Below are 14318 nucleotides of genomic sequence, written 5' to 3'. Positions count from 1 at the left end.
CCCCTGGGGGGACCGATGGGCATCCATTTCGGCGGCGACTACAACCCCGAGCAGTGGCCCGAGGAGGTGTGGGCCGAGGACCTGGAGCTGATGAAGGCGGCCCACGTCACCATGGTCACCGCCGGGATCTTCTCCTGGGCGAAGGTCGAACCCCGGCCCGGGGAATGGGACTTCGGATGGTTCGACCGGGTCATGGACGGGCTGGCCGGCGCCGGCATCGCCGTCTGTCTGGCGACGATGACCGCCTCGCCACCACCCTGGCTGTCCCGCGCGCACCCCGAGATCCTGCCCGAAGGCCCGGACGGGCAGCGCCGCTGGCCCGGTGGCCGGCAGCACTACTGCCCCTCCAGCCCCGTCTACCGCACCCACGCCGTACGCCTCGTCGAGCAGCTCGCCACCCGTTACGCGGGCCATCCGGCGCTGGCCATGTGGCACGTCGGCAACGAGTACGGCTGCCACACCCCGCAGTGCTTCTGCGACGTGTCGGCCGCGGACTTCCGGCACTGGCTGCGCACCCGCTACGGCAGCATCGACGCGCTCAACGCGGCCTGGTCGACGGCCTTCTGGTCGCAGGGCTACGGCGACTTCGACGAGGTGCTGCCGCCGCGCACCGCACCCACCTTCCCCAACCCCGCCCAGCAGCTGGACTACCTGCGTTTCGGCGACGAGGCGCTCCGCGCCTGCTACCTGGCCGAAAAGGCGGTCCTGAACCGGCTGACCCCCGACGTTCCGGTCACCACCAACCTGATGCCGCAGCACAAACCGGTGGACGCGTTCGCCTGGGCTCCCCATATGGACGCGATGGCACTGGACTTCTATCAGGACCCGTACGCCGCCGACGACCACGTACGGGCCGGCTACGTCTTCGACCTGATGCGGTCCGCGCGGTCCGGGCAGCCCTGGCTGCTGCTGGAACAGGCACCGAGCGCGGTCAACTGGCGGCCCCGCAACGGCCCGAAGCCGCCCGGTGCGATGCGGCTGTGGAGCTGGCAGGCCGTCGCGCAGGGCGCGGACGCGGTGCTGTTCTTCCAGTGGCGGCAGTCGCTGGGCGGCGCCGAGAAGTTCCACTCCGCGATGGTCCCGCACGGCGGCACCGGCACCCGGATCTTCCGTGAGATCACCGAACTCGGCCGGGAGCTGGCGGCCGTCCCCGGCATCGAGGGCACCCGCTCCCGGGCGGAAGTGGCACTGCTGGCGGACTGGCACAGCTGGTGGGCACTGGAACTGGACTCCAAACCGTCCACCGCGCTGGACCACTCCCGGATCGCGCTGGAACACTACCGGCCGTTGTTCGAGGCCGGCGTGGCCTGCGACGTCCTCCCGCCCCAGCGCGACCTGACCGGCTACCGGCTGGTGGTCGTGCCCAACCTCTACCTGCTGACCGAACAGGACGCGGAGCGGCTGGCCGACTACGTACGCGCCGGCGGCCGCCTCCTGGTCTCCTTCTTCTCCGGCATCGTCGACGCACACGACCGCGTCCACCCCGGCGGATACCCGGGCCCCCTCCGCGAGCTGCTGGGCCTGCACGTGGAGGAATTCTGGCCACTGCCCGCGGACCGCTCCGTAGGTGTCGGCGACGGCGCGTACACCGGGCGGGCAGACCTGTGGTCGGAAGCCATCGACCTCGAAGGGGCCGAGGCACTGGCCCGGTTCACCGACGGCGACCTCACCGGGCGCCCCGCCGTCACCCGCCACACCTACGGCCGGGGCACCGCCTGGTACGTCGGCACCCGCCTCGCCCCGACGCTGCTGCGGGCCCTCCTCGACGACGTACGCTCGGAGGCAGGCGTGGCCCCCGTCCTCCCGAACCTCCCGCCCGGCGTCCAGGCCACCGTCCGCGAAGGCGCCGACGCGCGGTACGTCTTCCTCCTCAACCACGGTGCGGGGGCCGCGGAAGTTGCCCTTCCGCGGCCACTCAGGGACGCGCTGGCCGCCGACGGCCCTCCCGTCACCCGAGTCACGCTGGCACCGCGGTCCGTCGCGGTGCTGGTGTCTCCCACGTAGCTGGCCGTCCCGCCGCGGGGCGTCTCGCCGTTGCGCGCTTTGCGGCGCCCCGCACGTACCTGGCCGTCCCGCCGCGGGTCGTCTCGCCGTTGCGCCTGCGGCGGGCTGGGTGAGTGTCGGGTGCGGTGACGGACCTCCGGGGCCGGTTGTGTGGACTGCTGACGCTTTACGTCCACACAACCGGCCCCTCCGGCCCGTCCCCTCCCGTTGAGGGAGGGGAATGCGGTGCGTGGGGGCTGACGTTGAGGCATGCAAGGGGACCTGGGAACCCCTACGGGATGCTCGAACAGAACCCGTAAGGGTTACGAGGGCCCCCTGCGGGGTCACAACCAACCGGGCCGGGCAAGGCATTCCCAAAACCCCACGACACCAGATGCTCGCCGAACAACGCGCGCCCCCACACACCCGCATACTCCCCAACGGGAGGGGACGGGCCGGAGGGGCCTTGTTCGTGGACGTAAAGCGACAGCAGTCCACGAACAAGGCCCCGGAGGCCCGTCACCGCACCCAACAACAACCCAGCCCGCCGCAGGCGCAACGGCGAGACGACCCGCGGCGGGACGGCGAGCTACGTGGGAGGCGCCGCAAAGCGCAACGGCGAGCAACCCCGACGGCGGGAGAGACGGGTACGTGCGAGGCGCCGCAAAGCGCAACGGCGAGCAACCCCCACGGCGGGACAGCCAGGTACGTGGGAGGCGGCCTACGGCAACACCGTGACCGCCTCGAGTTCCACCGGGCCCACGCCCGCCCGGCGTGCCAGTGCCACCGCGGCGAGGGTGGAGTGGACGCCCAGTTTGCCGAGGACGTTCTGCATGTGTGTGCGGACCGTGTGCGGTGAGAGGAACAGCCGCTCGGCGACGGCCTTGCGGCCCAGGCCGGCCACCATGCAGCGGAGCACCTCGCGTTCGCGCGGGGTGAGCGACTCGACCAGCCGCTCGCTCTCCGAGCGGTGTTTGCGGGCGGCCGTCAGCTCGCGCAGCACACCGGTCAGCAGCGCCGGCGGCAGATGCGTTTCGTCACGCAGCACGCCGCGGATCACGGCGAGCAGCCGGGACAGCGAGCAGTCCTTGGCGACCCAGCCGGACGCGCCGGCCTGCAGGGCGGCGGCCGCCCGGCGCGGGTCGTCGCGGTCGGCGACGACGACCGTACGCAGGTACGGGTGGCTGGTGCGCAGGCCGGAGACCAGCGCGATGCCGTCCCGCGGGCAGCTGCGCGGGACGACCGGCTCGCGGGCCGCGCCCTGTGCCGGCACCGCGAGCAGCGGCGCGGCCAGGTCGGCGTCGGCGAGCAGCACGTCGAAGCGGCGGCCGTCGGTGACCGCCCGGTCGAGGTTGCGCAGGGCGGCCGGGGCGCTGCCCGCGGCCGCGACGTCCACGTCCTGCTCCGCGGCGAGCGCGGCTGCCAGGGATTCGGCGAAGATGCGGTGGTCGTCGACCACCAGAACCCGGATGCGTTGCACAGAGACCCCCTGTCTCGGTGAACGGACCATAGCGGGCACGACGCCCGGATTGAAGATCGCCTCGGTCGCACGGCCGCCGCCGTGCCGACATGGCTACCCCACCCCGGGCACCGTACCCGAACGGTCTCGCCCCCTGATCAGCACCGGCCCCCACCGGTGCAGGATCTCAGAGTACGGACGGGTCGCGGCGAGGGAAGGTGAATGGCCAAACTGCTGCCCCAGCCCGTCCATTTGGCGACGTCCTGATGGCCGCACGCCGCCGGTCGCGCCCTACTGGAGCCGGTGTGCTCCGGCGCTGGGCACGGCTTCGAAGATCCGCGGTTCGAGATGGCCGGCGGTCGCGAAGGCCGCGGTGATCGCCGTGCCGACGTCGGTGGCGGCCGGTTCCTCGACGAGGACGATCGCCGAGCCGCCGAAGCCGCCGCCGGTCATCCGGGCGCCGAGGGCGCCCGCGGCGAGGGCGGTGTCGACGGCGAGGTCGAGTTCGGGGCAGGAGATCGTGAAGTCGTCGCGGAGCGAGGCGTGGCCGGCGGTCAGCAGCGGGCCGATGGCGCGGGTGCGGCCGGCGTCCAGGCAGGCGATGACCTCTTCGACCCGTTGGTTCTCGGTGACGATGTGGCGGACGAGGGACTGTGTGCCGGGGTCGTCGGTGAGTTTCGCGAGGGCCTCGGGGAGGTGTGCGGAGGGCACGTCGCGCAGGGCCCGCACCCCGAGCGCCCGCGCGCCGCGCTCGCATCCGGCGCGCCGCTCCGCGTACGCGCCGTCGCCCAGCTCGTGCTTCACGCGGGTGTCGACGACCAGCAGCCGCAGCCCCTCCCCCGCGAGGTCGAACGGCACCTGACGGTGGGTCAGGTCGCGGGTGTCCAGGAACAGCGCATGGCCTTCGGTGCAGCAGGCCGCGGCGGTCTGGTCCATGATCCCGCAGGGCACGCCGACGAAGGCGTTCTCGGCCCGCTGGGCGATCCGGGCCAGCCGCTGGGGCTCCAGGCCGAGGGCGTAGAGGTCGTTGAGGGCGAGGGCGGTGGCGACCTCCAGGGCGGCGGAGGAGGACAGTCCGGCGCCGGTGGGCACCGTGCTGTCGTAGTGCAGGTCGGCGCCGCCGACGGGCAGTCCGGCCTCCCGCATCGCCCACACGATGCCCGCCGGGTAGGCGGCCCAGCCTCCTTGGGCGGTGGGGCGCAGGGTGTCGATGCGGAGTTCGACGATGCCGCCGTCGGCGCCGCCGGAGTGCAGCCGCAGCACCCCGTCGGTGCGAGGTGCGGCGGCGGCGAGGGTGGTGTGCGGGAGTGCCAGCGGCAGCACGAAGCCGTCGTTGTAGTCGGTGTGTTCACCGATCAGGTTGACCCGGCCGGGCGCCGCCCAGATGCCCGTGGGGGCGGCGCCGTACACCGCGGTGAAGCGGTCCGCGGTGTGCCGGGCGCCGTGCGGGCGCCCGGTGGTCGGGGTGGCGGCTCGGTGACCTGCCATCAGGGCTCCTTCGTGCGGTGCGGCTAGCTGGTGTGGTCGAGGCTCTGCGCGAACGCCCAGGCGTCGGCGACGATGCCCGCGAGGTCGGCGCGGCGGGGCTGCCAGCCGAGGCGGTCGGCGGCGGTCTGGGCGGAGGCCACCAGGACGGCCGGGTCGCCGCCGCGGCGCGGGGCGGTGACCTCGGGGATGGGGTGGCCGGTGACCTTGCGGACGGTTTCGATGACCTCGCGGACGGAGAAGCCGTTGCCGTTGCCGAGGTTGCAGATCAGGTGCTCGCCGGCGGTGGCCGCGCCCAGGGCCAGCAGGTGGGCCTCGGCCAGGTCGGCGACGTGGATGTAGTCGCGGACGCAGGTGCCGTCGGGGGTGGGGTAGTCGTCGCCGAAGACGGAGATCGCCTCGCGCCGGCCCTGGGCGACCTGGAGGACGAGCGGGATGAGGTGCGATTCGGGGTCGTGGCGCTCGCCGCAGCTGCCGTAGGCGCCGGCGACGTTGAAGTAGCGCAGCGAGACCGCGGCCAGGCCGTGGGCGGTGGCCTCGCCGCTGATCATGTGGTCGACGGCGAGTTTGCTGGCGCCGTAGGGGGAGGTGGGGGCGGTCGGGTCGGTCTCGGTGATGGGGGTGTTCACCGGCTCGCCGTAGGTGGCGGCGGTGGAGGAGAAGACCAGCTTGCGGACGCCCGCGGTGCGCATCGCGGCCAGCAGTGCCATGGTGCCGCCGACGTTGTTGTCCCAGTACTTCTCGGGCTTGACGACGGACTCGCCGACCTGGGAGAACGCGGCGAAGTGCAGGACCGCGTCGTAGGAGGCGTCCAGCCACTTCGCGGCGTCGCGGATGTCGCCCTCGATGAAGTCGGCGCCGGCGGGGACGCCGGCCCGGAAACCGGTGGAGAGGTTGTCGAGCACGGTCACGGTGTGGCCGGCCTCCAGCAGGTGCTGGGCCACCACACTTCCGACATAACCCGCCCCGCCCGTCACCAGGTACTTGCTCATGGCTTGCTCGCTACCTCTCGCAGTCGTTCGGCCGCGGCTTCCGGCGGCACGTCGTTGATGAACACGTTCATGCCGGATTCGGAACCCGCGAGGAACTTCAGCTTGCCGGAAGTCCGGCGAATGGTGAAAAGCTCAAGGTGGAGGGCGAAGTCCGCGCGCTGTGCGGTGTGGTGCGGTGCCTGGTGCCAGGCGGCGATGTAGGGGGTCGGCGGGGCGCCGGCGCCGGTGTCGAAGATCCGGTCGAAGCGCCGGAGGAGCTCCAGGTAGAGCCGCGGGAATTCGGCGCGGGCGGCGTCGTCGAGGGCGAGCAGGTCGGGGGCCCGGCGCTTGGGGTAGAGGTGCACCTCGTAGGGCCAGTGGGCGGCGTACGGGACGAAGGCCGTCCAGTGGTCGCCGTCGAGGACGATGCGGCGGCCGTCGGCCCGTTCGTCGGCGACGACGTCGTCGAAGAGGTTGCGTCCGGTGGCCCGGCGGTGGGCGGCGAGCGAGGCCAGCATGCGTTCGGTGCGCGGGGTGACGAAGGGGTAGGCGTAGATCTGGCCGTGCGGGTGGCCGAGGGTGACGCCGATCTCCGCGCCGCGGTTCTCGAAGCAGAAGACCTGCTCGACGCCGGAGAGTTGGGAGAGTTCGGCGGTGCGGTCGGTCCAGGCGGCGAGGACCAGGGCGGCCTGGTCCTCGGTGAGGTCGGCGAACGAGGCGTCGTGGTCGGGGGTGAAGCAGACGACCTCGCAGCGGCCGCGGTCCCCGGCGAGGGAGGGGAAGCGGTTCTCGAAGACGGCGACGTCGTAGTCGGCGGCGGGGATCTCGGAGTGCCGGCCCTGGCGGGAGGGGCACAGCGGGCATTCGTCGGCCGGCGGGTGGTAGGTGCGGGCCTGGCGGTGCGAGGCGATGGCGACGTGGTCGCCGAGGAGGCGGTCGGTGCGGATCTCGGCGGCGGTGGCGACCGGGTCGAGGGGGCGCCGGTCGGCGTCGTCGCGTACGACGTCGTCGCGCGAGTCGTAGTAGATCAGCTCCCGGCCGTCCGCGAGCCGCGTCGTCGTCTTCTTCACCCGGGGCTCCTCACCTCACCGACCAAACACAAACAAACACAATGAAGCACAACTAAACAGTTGCGTCAACGCCGGACCGGGCCGCCGCGGCCACAGGGGCAGCGCAGTGCCCGACCGGGCATATGCCCCTTCCGCATCACGATCCAACAACTGAAACGAACAAAAGTGTTCAGTTTCTGACCGCCCGCGCGTAGCTTTCTGTGCGTTCCGACCGCCGGCACCGCCCGCACGCAAAGAAGCGAGCTACGACATGATCAATTTGGCCGAAGGGCTACGGCTGCCCACCAACGGGCTGGACTACACGATCCTGGCCCTCTACTTCGTCGTCGTCCTCGGCATCGGCTTCGCGGCCAGGCGCAGCGTGAGGACGAGCCTGGACTTCTTCCTCTCCGGGCGGTCCCTGCCCGCCTGGGTCACCGGCCTGGCGTTCGTCGCCGCCAACCTGGGCGCCACCGAGATCCTCGGGATGGCCGCCAACGGCGCGCAGTACGGCGCCTACACCGTCCACTGGTACTGGATCGGCGCCATCCCGGCGATGGTCTTCCTCGGCCTGGTGATGATGCCGTTCTACTACGGCTCCAAGGTCCGCTCGGTGCCGGAATTCCTGCTGCACCGCTTCGGCCCGTCCTCGCACCTGCTGTCGTCGGTCATCTTCGCCGTCTCGTCCGTGCTCATCGCCGGCGTCAACCTCTACGCGATGGCGATCGTGCTGCAGGCGCTGCTCGGCTGGCCGCAGTGGGTGGCGATCGTCGTCGCCGGCTTCTTCGTGCTCGCGTACATCACCATCGGCGGCCTGTCCTCGGCGATCTACAACGAGGTGCTGCAGTTCTTCGTCATCCTCGCCGCGCTGATCCCGCTGACCGTGGTCGGCCTCAAGCGCGTCGGCGGCTGGCACGGCCTGACCGACTCACTGACCTCCTCGCACGGCGACGCGTTCCTGACCGCCTGGAAGGGCACCGGCATCGGCGAGGGCAACCCGCTGGGCGCCAACTGGCTGACCATCGTCCTCGGCCTCGGCTTCGTGATGAGCTTCGGCTACTGGACCACCAACTTCGCCGAGGTGCAGCGCGCGCTGTCCGCGAAGAACCTCTCGGCCGCCAAGCGCACCCCGCTGATCGCCGCCTTCCCGAAGATCTTCATACCCATGGTCGTGGTCGTGCCCGGCCTGATCGCGCTGGTCATGGAGCCGACGCTGGGCAAGAGCAAGGACGGGCTGCAGTACAACGACGCGATCCCGGTCCTGATGCGCGACCTGCTCCCCAACGGCGTCCTCGGCATCGCCGTCACCGGCCTGCTCGCCGCCTTCATGGCCGGTATGGCCGCCAACGTGTCGTCCTTCAACACGGTCTTCACCAACGACATCTGGGCCGCGTACCTCAAGAAGGGCCGCGAGGACGCGTACTACCTCAGGACGGGCCGGGTGGTCACCGCGGTCGGCGTGCTGATCGGCATGGGCACCGCCTTCATCGCCTCGTCCTTCAGCAACATCATGAACTACCTGCAGACGCTGTTCTCGTTCTTCAACGTCCCGCTGTTCGTGGTGTTCATCATCGGCATGTTCTGGAAGCGGACCAGCGCCGCGGCCGGCTTCTGGGGGCTGCTGTCCGGCACCGTCGCCGCCATGGTCAACTACTTCGGCCTCTACAAGCAGGGCATCATCACCATCCCCTCCGACCAGGGCGCCAACTTCATCTCGTCGATCGTCGCGTTCGTCGTCGGCGCGCTGGTGATGGTCGTGGTCACGTGGGTCACCAAGCCCAGGTCCGCCGAGTCCCTGGCCGGACTGGTCTACGGCACGACGTCCCCCGGCATGGCGGAACTGCCCGCCGAGGGCGACGACGCCTGGTACCGCCGCCCGGCCCTGCTGGGCTGGGGCGCGGTCGTCCTGGCCGCCGTCTGCTACGTCCCGTTCTCCTTCTGAACCCCGGCCCCGAACAGCGGAGTTGACCCACCATGAGTGACCACCAGCACGAGGTCGAGGAGCTGGAGCGCGCATCGGCGACCGCCGCGCGGCTCTTCGACGTACGGCGCATCATCGGCGGCCTGTTCGTCGTCTACGGCGTGATCGTCACGATCGCCGGAATAACCGCCTCCGACGCGGACCTCAAGAAGGCCCAGGACATCAACATCAACCTCTGGACGGGCCTCGGCATGCTCGCCCTCGGCCTGTTCTTCCTGGTCTGGCTGAAGCTGCGGCCGACCGTGCCGCCCACGGCCGAGGAACTCCGGGCCGCGGCCGACGACGGGCCCGCCGAGGGCTGACCGTCGCCGGCCCCTCGGCTCCTATCCCTGCGGCGGGGACGGCTCGTCCGTCTCCGCCGCTGTCCCTGTCCCCGCCGCCGTCGTCGTCCGTGCCGTCCGCCCGCGGCCCGCCCGGTCCAGCAGCCCGGTGCGCGCCGCCAGCGCGGCCGCCTCCAGCCGGGAGCCGACCTCCAGCTTCATCAGCACCCGCTGCACATGCGTGCGCGCGGTGCTGGGCGCGATGTCCATCCCGGCCGCGATCAGCCGGGTGTCCTCGCCGTCCGCGACCCGCATCAGGACCTCGACCTCGCGCGGGGTGAGCAGTTCCAGCAGCCGCGCGCCCTCGTCGTCCGGCTGCGCGGCCGGGTGCAGCAGCTCCTCGAACGCCTGCTGGAGCAGCTGCGGCGAGACCGCCGACTCCCCCGCCCGGGCCTTCATCATGGCCCGTTCGACGCCCTCGATCCGCTCGTCGTTGCGGACGTACCCGGACGCCCCGGCCGCGAACGCGGCGGCGATCCCGCGCGGGCTGGGCACCGGCCCCAGCACCACCACCGCCACCTGCGGCCGCTCCTTCTTGATCCGTACGATCGGGTCGAAGGTGCCCGGCTGGGCGGGCGCCGCGGTCCCCAGCAGGCACACCTCGGGCGCCCGGCTCACCACCAGCTCCGCGGCCCCCGCACTCGGCGCGGCGGCCGCCAGCACCCGGTGCCCGCGCAGTTTCAGCGCCGAGGCGAGCGCCTCCGCGAGCAGCCGGTGATCGTCGACCACCATGAGCCGCACGCCCATAGAGCAACCCCCTCCCTCCGCGCGGCCCCGGCGCGCCCCGGCCGGGCCGTTCGTCCCCGGGAAGCTACACGCTCGACTGCCGACGCGCGCCCCCTACCGGGCAGAAGCCCCCCGGAATGCTGGAATCCCGGCCATTCGGGGCCGATTGCCGCCGGAACGAGACGCTCCGCCGGGGCCCGGCCTGCGCGAGGAACGTCCCGGGGCCGGTGTCGGTGCCGTGTGCCACAGTTGACTCAGCAGGCGGGGGAACGGGGAAACCGGCTCCAGGCGGTGCACTCGGCGCGGTTCGCTGCCGGGGTGGGGCGAGACGTGAGCGAAGGAAGGCCATGAGTACACCGCAGCAGCCGCACAACGGCTTCGGGGGCGCGCCGGGTTACGGGACGCCGCCGGCCGGCCCGCCCGGCGGATATCCGCAGCAGGTACCGGGCGGTCAGATACCGGGCGGTCAGGTACCGCCGTCCCCGGGGCCGTTCGCGCCGCAGGGGCCCTACGACGCGCCCCTGCAGGCGCCCTACGGAGCGCCGCCCCAGCCGCCTTACGGGGCGCCGCCGCAGGGTTACCCCGGTTACGGCGGGCCCGGCATGGTGCCGCCGCCGGTCCCGCCCCGCAGCAAGAGCGGAAAGGTGTGGGGGATCATCGGCGCGATCGTCGGTGTGCTGGTGATCGGGAGCATCGCGTCGGCCGTGGCGCTCCGCGGGGGCGGATCGGGCGGTTCCGGCGGGCCGAAGTACCGGCTCACAGTGCCGCAGACGCTGGCGGGCGGGGAGTACAAGCTCGCCAAGGACATCTCCCAGCAGGCCGACGGCTCGGTGCCGAACGACGGGGCCAACGAACACGGCATGAAGACGGTCGCCGGGCAGTACGCCAGCGGGACCAAGTCCCTGGTGATGCTGGGGATGTACGGCTCCATAGACGACCCGGAGACGACCGTCGAGCACGCCATCCAGGGGATGACGCGCGACGGGAAGACGGTCGTCGCGGTGCCGGAGAAGAAGTTCACGCCGAGCGGCGGCGGGGACCCGCTGACCTGTGGCGTGGACGTGCGCACGGAGATGGGGCAGAAGATCACGCTGACGTTCTGCATAGGGGCCGACTCCAGCACGTCCATGAACGTCGCCGAGACCGACGCCGCGGAGCTGTCCAAGGACCCGCAGTCCGTCGACCTCCAGGCGTTCGCGGACAAGGCGGGCAAGATCCGCAACGAGGTCCGCAAGCCGTTGAGCTGAGTTGCCCGGTGCGGTGGGCCGACGGCCCACCGCACCGGCCCGCCCCTACGCGTCCTCCGCCAGCTCCAGCCAGCGCATCTCCAACTCGTCGCGTTCGGCGGCCAGTTCGCGGAGCTGGGCGTCGAGGCCGGCGACCTTTTCGAAGTCGGTGGCGTGCTCGGCGATCTGGGCGTGCAGCTTCGCCTCCTTGTCGCCGATCTTGTCCAGCTGGCGCTCGATCTTCTGGAGCTCCTTCTGGGCCGCGCGGTTGATCGCGGCGGTCTTCTTCGGCGCCTCGGCCGGCTGCGCGGGGGCCGGGGTGGCGGCCTCGATGACCTTCTGGCGGCGCTCCAGGTACTCGTCCAGGCCGCGCGGCAGCATCCGCAGCGTGGCGTCGCCGAGCAGCGCGAGGACCCGGTCGGTGGTGCGCTCGATGAAGTAGCGGTCGTGGCTGATGACGATCAGCGAGCCGGGCCAGCCGTCGAGCAGGTCCTCCAGCTGCGTCAGCGTCTCGATGTCCAGGTCGTTGGTGGGCTCGTCGAGGAAGAGGACGTTGGGCTCGTCCATCAGCAGCCGCAGGATCTGCAGCCGGCGGCGCTCACCGCCGGACAGGTCACCGACCGGCGTCCACTGCTTCTCCTTCGTGAAGCCGAACTTCTCGCAGAGCTGGCCGGCGGTCATCTCCCGGCCCTTGCCCAGGTCGACGCGTTCCCGGACCCGCTGGACGGCCTCCAGCACCCGCCAGGCCGGGTCGAGTTCGGCGACCTCCTGCGAGAGGTAGGCCAGTTTCACGGTCTTGCCGACGGCGATCCGGCCGCCGGCCGGCTGCACCTCCCCCTCCGTACGGGCCGCCTCCGCCAGCGCCCGCAGCAGCGAGGTCTTGCCCGCGCCGTTGACGCCGACCAGGCCGATCCGGTCGCCGGGGCCCAGCTGCCAGGTCAGGTGCTTGAGCAGCACCTTCGGGCCGGCCTGGACGGTCACGTCCTCCAGGTCGAAGACGGTCTTGCCCAGCCGGGAGTTGGCGAACTTCATCAGCTCGGCGCTGTCCCGCGGCGGCGGCACGTCCGCGATCAGCTCGTTGGCGGCCTCGATGCGGAAGCGGGGCTTGCTGGTACGGGCCGGGGCGCCGCGGCGCAGCCACGCCAGCTCCTTGCGCATCAGGTTCTGCCGCTTGGCCTCTTCGCTGGCCGCGATCCGCTCCCGCTCGGCGCGGGCGAAGACGTAGTCGCTGTAGCCGCCCTCGTACTCGTGCACATCGCCGCGCTGCACGTCCCACATGCGGGTGCAGACCTGGTCGAGGAACCAGCGGTCGTGGGTGACGACGACCAGCGCCGAGCGCCGGACCTGGAGGTGCCGGGCCAGCCAGGAGATGCCCTCGACGTCGAGGTGGTTGGTGGGCTCGTCGAGGACGATCAGGTCCTGCTCGGCGATCAGCAGCTTGGCGAGCGCGATCCGCCGCCGCTCGCCACCCGACAGCGGCCCGATGACGGTGTCCAGACCATGGGTGAAGCCGGGCAGGTGCAGATCACCGAAGAGGCCGGTCAGCACATCGCGGATCTTGGCGTTGCCGGCCCACTCGTGGTCGGCGAGGTCGCCGATGACCTCGTGCCGGATGGTGGCGGCCGGGTCCAGCGAGTCGTGCTGGGACAGTACGCCGAGCCGCAGCCCGCCGGCGTGCGTCACCCGGCCGTCGTCGGCACCCTCCAGCTTGGCCAGGATCCGGATCAGGGTCGTCTTGCCGTCGCCGTTGCGCCCGACGACGCCGATCCGGTCCCCCTCGTTGACGCCGAGGGAAACACCGTCGAGCAGGGCACGGGTCCCGTAGACCTTGCCGACGGCTTCCAGATTGACGAGGTTGACGGCCATCTCACTCCTGCGCTTCGGGTCGATCGACCTTCCCAGCGTAGTCGGCCTCCGGAAGCACCCCGACGGGGAAAGCGGCTGAGGGGCCGCGGCCGGGTTGGATAGCGTGATCATCATGACTTCCGGCAACTCCGAGAAATCCGACACGGACCCGACAACCGACACGGGCACGACAGTGGAGACCGAAAGCGGCCTGGTCTACGACCCGGACGGCAAGCGGCTGGACCTCTACCGTCCGGCGGGGGCGGCCGGACCGCTGCCGACCGTCCTGCTGTGGCACGGCATCGGCCCGGACGAGCGGGACGTCCTCGCCCCGCTGGCCCGCACCGCCGCGGCCCGCGGGCTGCTGGTCCTGGTCCCGGACTGGCGCTCGGACGCGGCGGACGGCGGCCGGTCGCAGCTGCTCGCGTCGCTGGCGTACGCGCGTAAGGAGGCGGCCGGGCTGGGCGGCGACGGGGAGTCGCTGGTGCTGGCCGGCTGGTCCGCGGGGGCCGGGGCGGCACTGGGCGTGGCCCTGCGGCCCGAGCTGACGGCGGACGGGTGGCGACCGACCGCGGTGGCGGGGATCGCCGGCCGCTACGACCTGCCGGCACGCACCACCGGCACCGCCCCGCTCGCCGATCTCGCCGAGGGCCGCGACCCGGCCGTGCCGGTGCACCTGGTCCACGGCGCCCGCGACCCGATCGTGGCGTCCGGGTACTCCCGCGATCTGGCGGACGCGCTGCGCGCCGCGGGACACCCGGTGACGCTCCAGGAGCCGGACACCGACCACGCGGGCGTGATCATGACTGCCTACGACCCGACGACGGACCGCTGCGTCCCGACCAGCGACGGTCACGCGGTGGCGGCGGGACGGCTGGTGGCGGGGGTCCTGGCAGCGGCGGGGGGCGCGGCGGGCGCGGAACACTCTTAACGCCCCCGGGCACGTCCCCGGGTCACCCCCGCCCGCACCCACGGGACGACCATGCGTTGAGCATCCGCACCCGCTCCGCCAGCTCCCGGCGCCTGACATCGTGGACCGGCGGGCTCTGCCACGGCTCCTGCGTGCCCACGTACGGCCGGACGAGGCGGCTGTCCTCCCCACACAACAGGAGCAGGCCGGGCGGCACCCGGCGGACATGCAGCAGTCGGCGCCCCACCGGAGCCGCCTGCGAGGCAGCGGTAGCGGCGGCCGTGACGCAAAGGACGCCGGTACCGCTGCTCCCCCGATGACCGCCCCGCCCCGGAAGTAACCAACTCAGCAGCGCGTCAAGGC

11 protein-coding genes are annotated in these 14318 nt (G+C 72.0%); 5 read left to right on the top strand and 6 right to left on the bottom strand.

Features of this window, described 5'->3' with window-relative positions; genetic code table 11:
• Positions 1–15: 15 nt before the first annotated feature.
• Positions 16–2004 carry a beta-galactosidase gene (locus tag ACZ7MX_RS16005; protein ID WP_472132421.1) on the top strand — a complete coding sequence of 663 codons (1989 nt, stop codon included), beginning with the start codon at positions 16–18 and terminating at the stop codon, positions 2002–2004.
• Between the two features lie 700 nt (positions 2005–2704).
• Here the strand turns inward: ACZ7MX_RS16005 and ACZ7MX_RS16000 are convergent.
• The 4 genes from ACZ7MX_RS16000 to galT form a co-directional block, all read right to left on the bottom strand.
• Positions 2705–3463 carry a LuxR C-terminal-related transcriptional regulator gene (locus tag ACZ7MX_RS16000; RefSeq protein WP_472132418.1) on the bottom strand — a complete coding sequence of 253 codons (759 nt, stop codon included), beginning with the start codon at positions 3461–3463 and terminating at the stop codon, positions 2705–2707.
• Positions 3464–3733: 270 nt separating this feature from the next.
• On the bottom strand, positions 3734–4930 hold the full coding sequence (gene galK, locus ACZ7MX_RS15995; protein ID WP_472132416.1) for a galactokinase: 1197 nt from the start codon (positions 4928–4930) through the stop codon (positions 3734–3736).
• Positions 4931–4953: 23 nt separating this feature from the next.
• Positions 4954–5919: a UDP-glucose 4-epimerase GalE gene (gene galE, locus ACZ7MX_RS15990; RefSeq protein ID WP_472132415.1), complete on the bottom strand. Its 966-nt coding sequence runs from the start codon at positions 5917–5919 to the stop codon at positions 4954–4956.
• On the bottom strand, positions 5916–6968 hold the full coding sequence (gene galT, locus ACZ7MX_RS15985) for a galactose-1-phosphate uridylyltransferase (RefSeq protein WP_472132413.1): 1053 nt from the start codon (positions 6966–6968) through the stop codon (positions 5916–5918). Before galT ends, galE begins: the two co-directional genes overlap by 4 nt.
• Before the next feature lie 250 nt (positions 6969–7218).
• Here galT and ACZ7MX_RS15980 point away from each other — a divergent pair, with 250 nt between their 5' ends.
• Together ACZ7MX_RS15980 and ACZ7MX_RS15975 are read left to right on the top strand one after the other, a co-directional pair.
• Positions 7219–8889 (top strand): sodium:solute symporter family protein, encoded by a 1671-nt coding sequence (locus tag ACZ7MX_RS15980; RefSeq protein WP_472132411.1) that lies wholly within the window; start codon positions 7219–7221, stop codon positions 8887–8889.
• Positions 8890–8921: 32 nt separating this feature from the next.
• Positions 8922–9230, top strand: a complete 309-nt coding sequence (locus tag ACZ7MX_RS15975) for a hypothetical protein (protein WP_472132409.1) — start codon at positions 8922–8924, stop codon at positions 9228–9230.
• A 21-nt stretch (positions 9231–9251) separates the two neighbouring features.
• Here the strand turns inward: ACZ7MX_RS15975 and ACZ7MX_RS15970 are convergent, their stop codons facing one another.
• The gene (locus ACZ7MX_RS15970; protein WP_472132408.1) at positions 9252–9995 is read right to left on the bottom strand and encodes a response regulator transcription factor; all 744 of its coding nucleotides are present in this window, start codon (positions 9993–9995) and stop codon (positions 9252–9254) included.
• Between the two features lie 326 nt (positions 9996–10321).
• Here ACZ7MX_RS15970 and ACZ7MX_RS15965 point away from each other — a divergent pair, with 326 nt between their 5' ends.
• Positions 10322–11221, top strand: a complete 900-nt coding sequence (locus tag ACZ7MX_RS15965) for a hypothetical protein (protein ID WP_472132406.1) — start codon at positions 10322–10324, stop codon at positions 11219–11221.
• Between the two features lie 45 nt (positions 11222–11266).
• Here ACZ7MX_RS15965 and ACZ7MX_RS15960 read toward each other — a convergent pair whose 3' ends face one another.
• Positions 11267–13066, bottom strand: a complete 1800-nt coding sequence (locus tag ACZ7MX_RS15960) for an ABC-F family ATP-binding cassette domain-containing protein (protein ID WP_472132404.1) — start codon at positions 13064–13066, stop codon at positions 11267–11269.
• A gap of 112 nt (positions 13067–13178) precedes the next feature.
• Between ACZ7MX_RS15960 and ACZ7MX_RS15955 the strand changes: the two genes are divergently transcribed.
• A complete protein-coding gene (locus tag ACZ7MX_RS15955; protein WP_472132402.1) occupies positions 13179–13976 on the top strand; it encodes an alpha/beta hydrolase in 798 nt (265 codons plus the stop codon).
• Positions 13977–14318 lie beyond the last annotated feature (342 nt).

It is taken from the genome of Streptomyces sp. NPDC107765 (genome assembly GCF_055657085.1).
This window is presented reverse-complemented; position numbering and strand designations above follow the sequence as displayed.

Excerpts from the sequence above, each read along its gene's own strand:
- ACZ7MX_RS15970 (WP_472132408.1), bottom strand. The coding sequence starts at position 9,995 with ATGGGCGTGCGGCTCATGGTGGTCGACGATCACCGGCTGCTCGCGGAG.
- galE (WP_472132415.1), bottom strand. The coding sequence starts at position 5,919 with ATGAGCAAGTACCTGGTGACGGGCGGGGCGGGTTATGTCGGAAGTGTG.
- ACZ7MX_RS15980 (WP_472132411.1), top strand. The coding sequence starts at position 7,219 with ATGATCAATTTGGCCGAAGGGCTACGGCTGCCCACCAACGGGCTGGAC.
- ACZ7MX_RS15975 (WP_472132409.1), top strand. The coding sequence starts at position 8,922 with ATGAGTGACCACCAGCACGAGGTCGAGGAGCTGGAGCGCGCATCGGCG.
- ACZ7MX_RS16005 (WP_472132421.1), top strand. The coding sequence starts at position 16 with ATGGGCATCCATTTCGGCGGCGACTACAACCCCGAGCAGTGGCCCGAG.
- ACZ7MX_RS15960 (WP_472132404.1), bottom strand. The coding sequence starts at position 13,066 with ATGGCCGTCAACCTCGTCAATCTGGAAGCCGTCGGCAAGGTCTACGGG.
- galK (WP_472132416.1), bottom strand. The coding sequence starts at position 4,930 with ATGGCAGGTCACCGAGCCGCCACCCCGACCACCGGGCGCCCGCACGGC.
- ACZ7MX_RS15955 (WP_472132402.1), top strand. The coding sequence starts at position 13,179 with ATGACTTCCGGCAACTCCGAGAAATCCGACACGGACCCGACAACCGAC.
- ACZ7MX_RS15965 (WP_472132406.1), top strand. The coding sequence starts at position 10,322 with ATGAGTACACCGCAGCAGCCGCACAACGGCTTCGGGGGCGCGCCGGGT.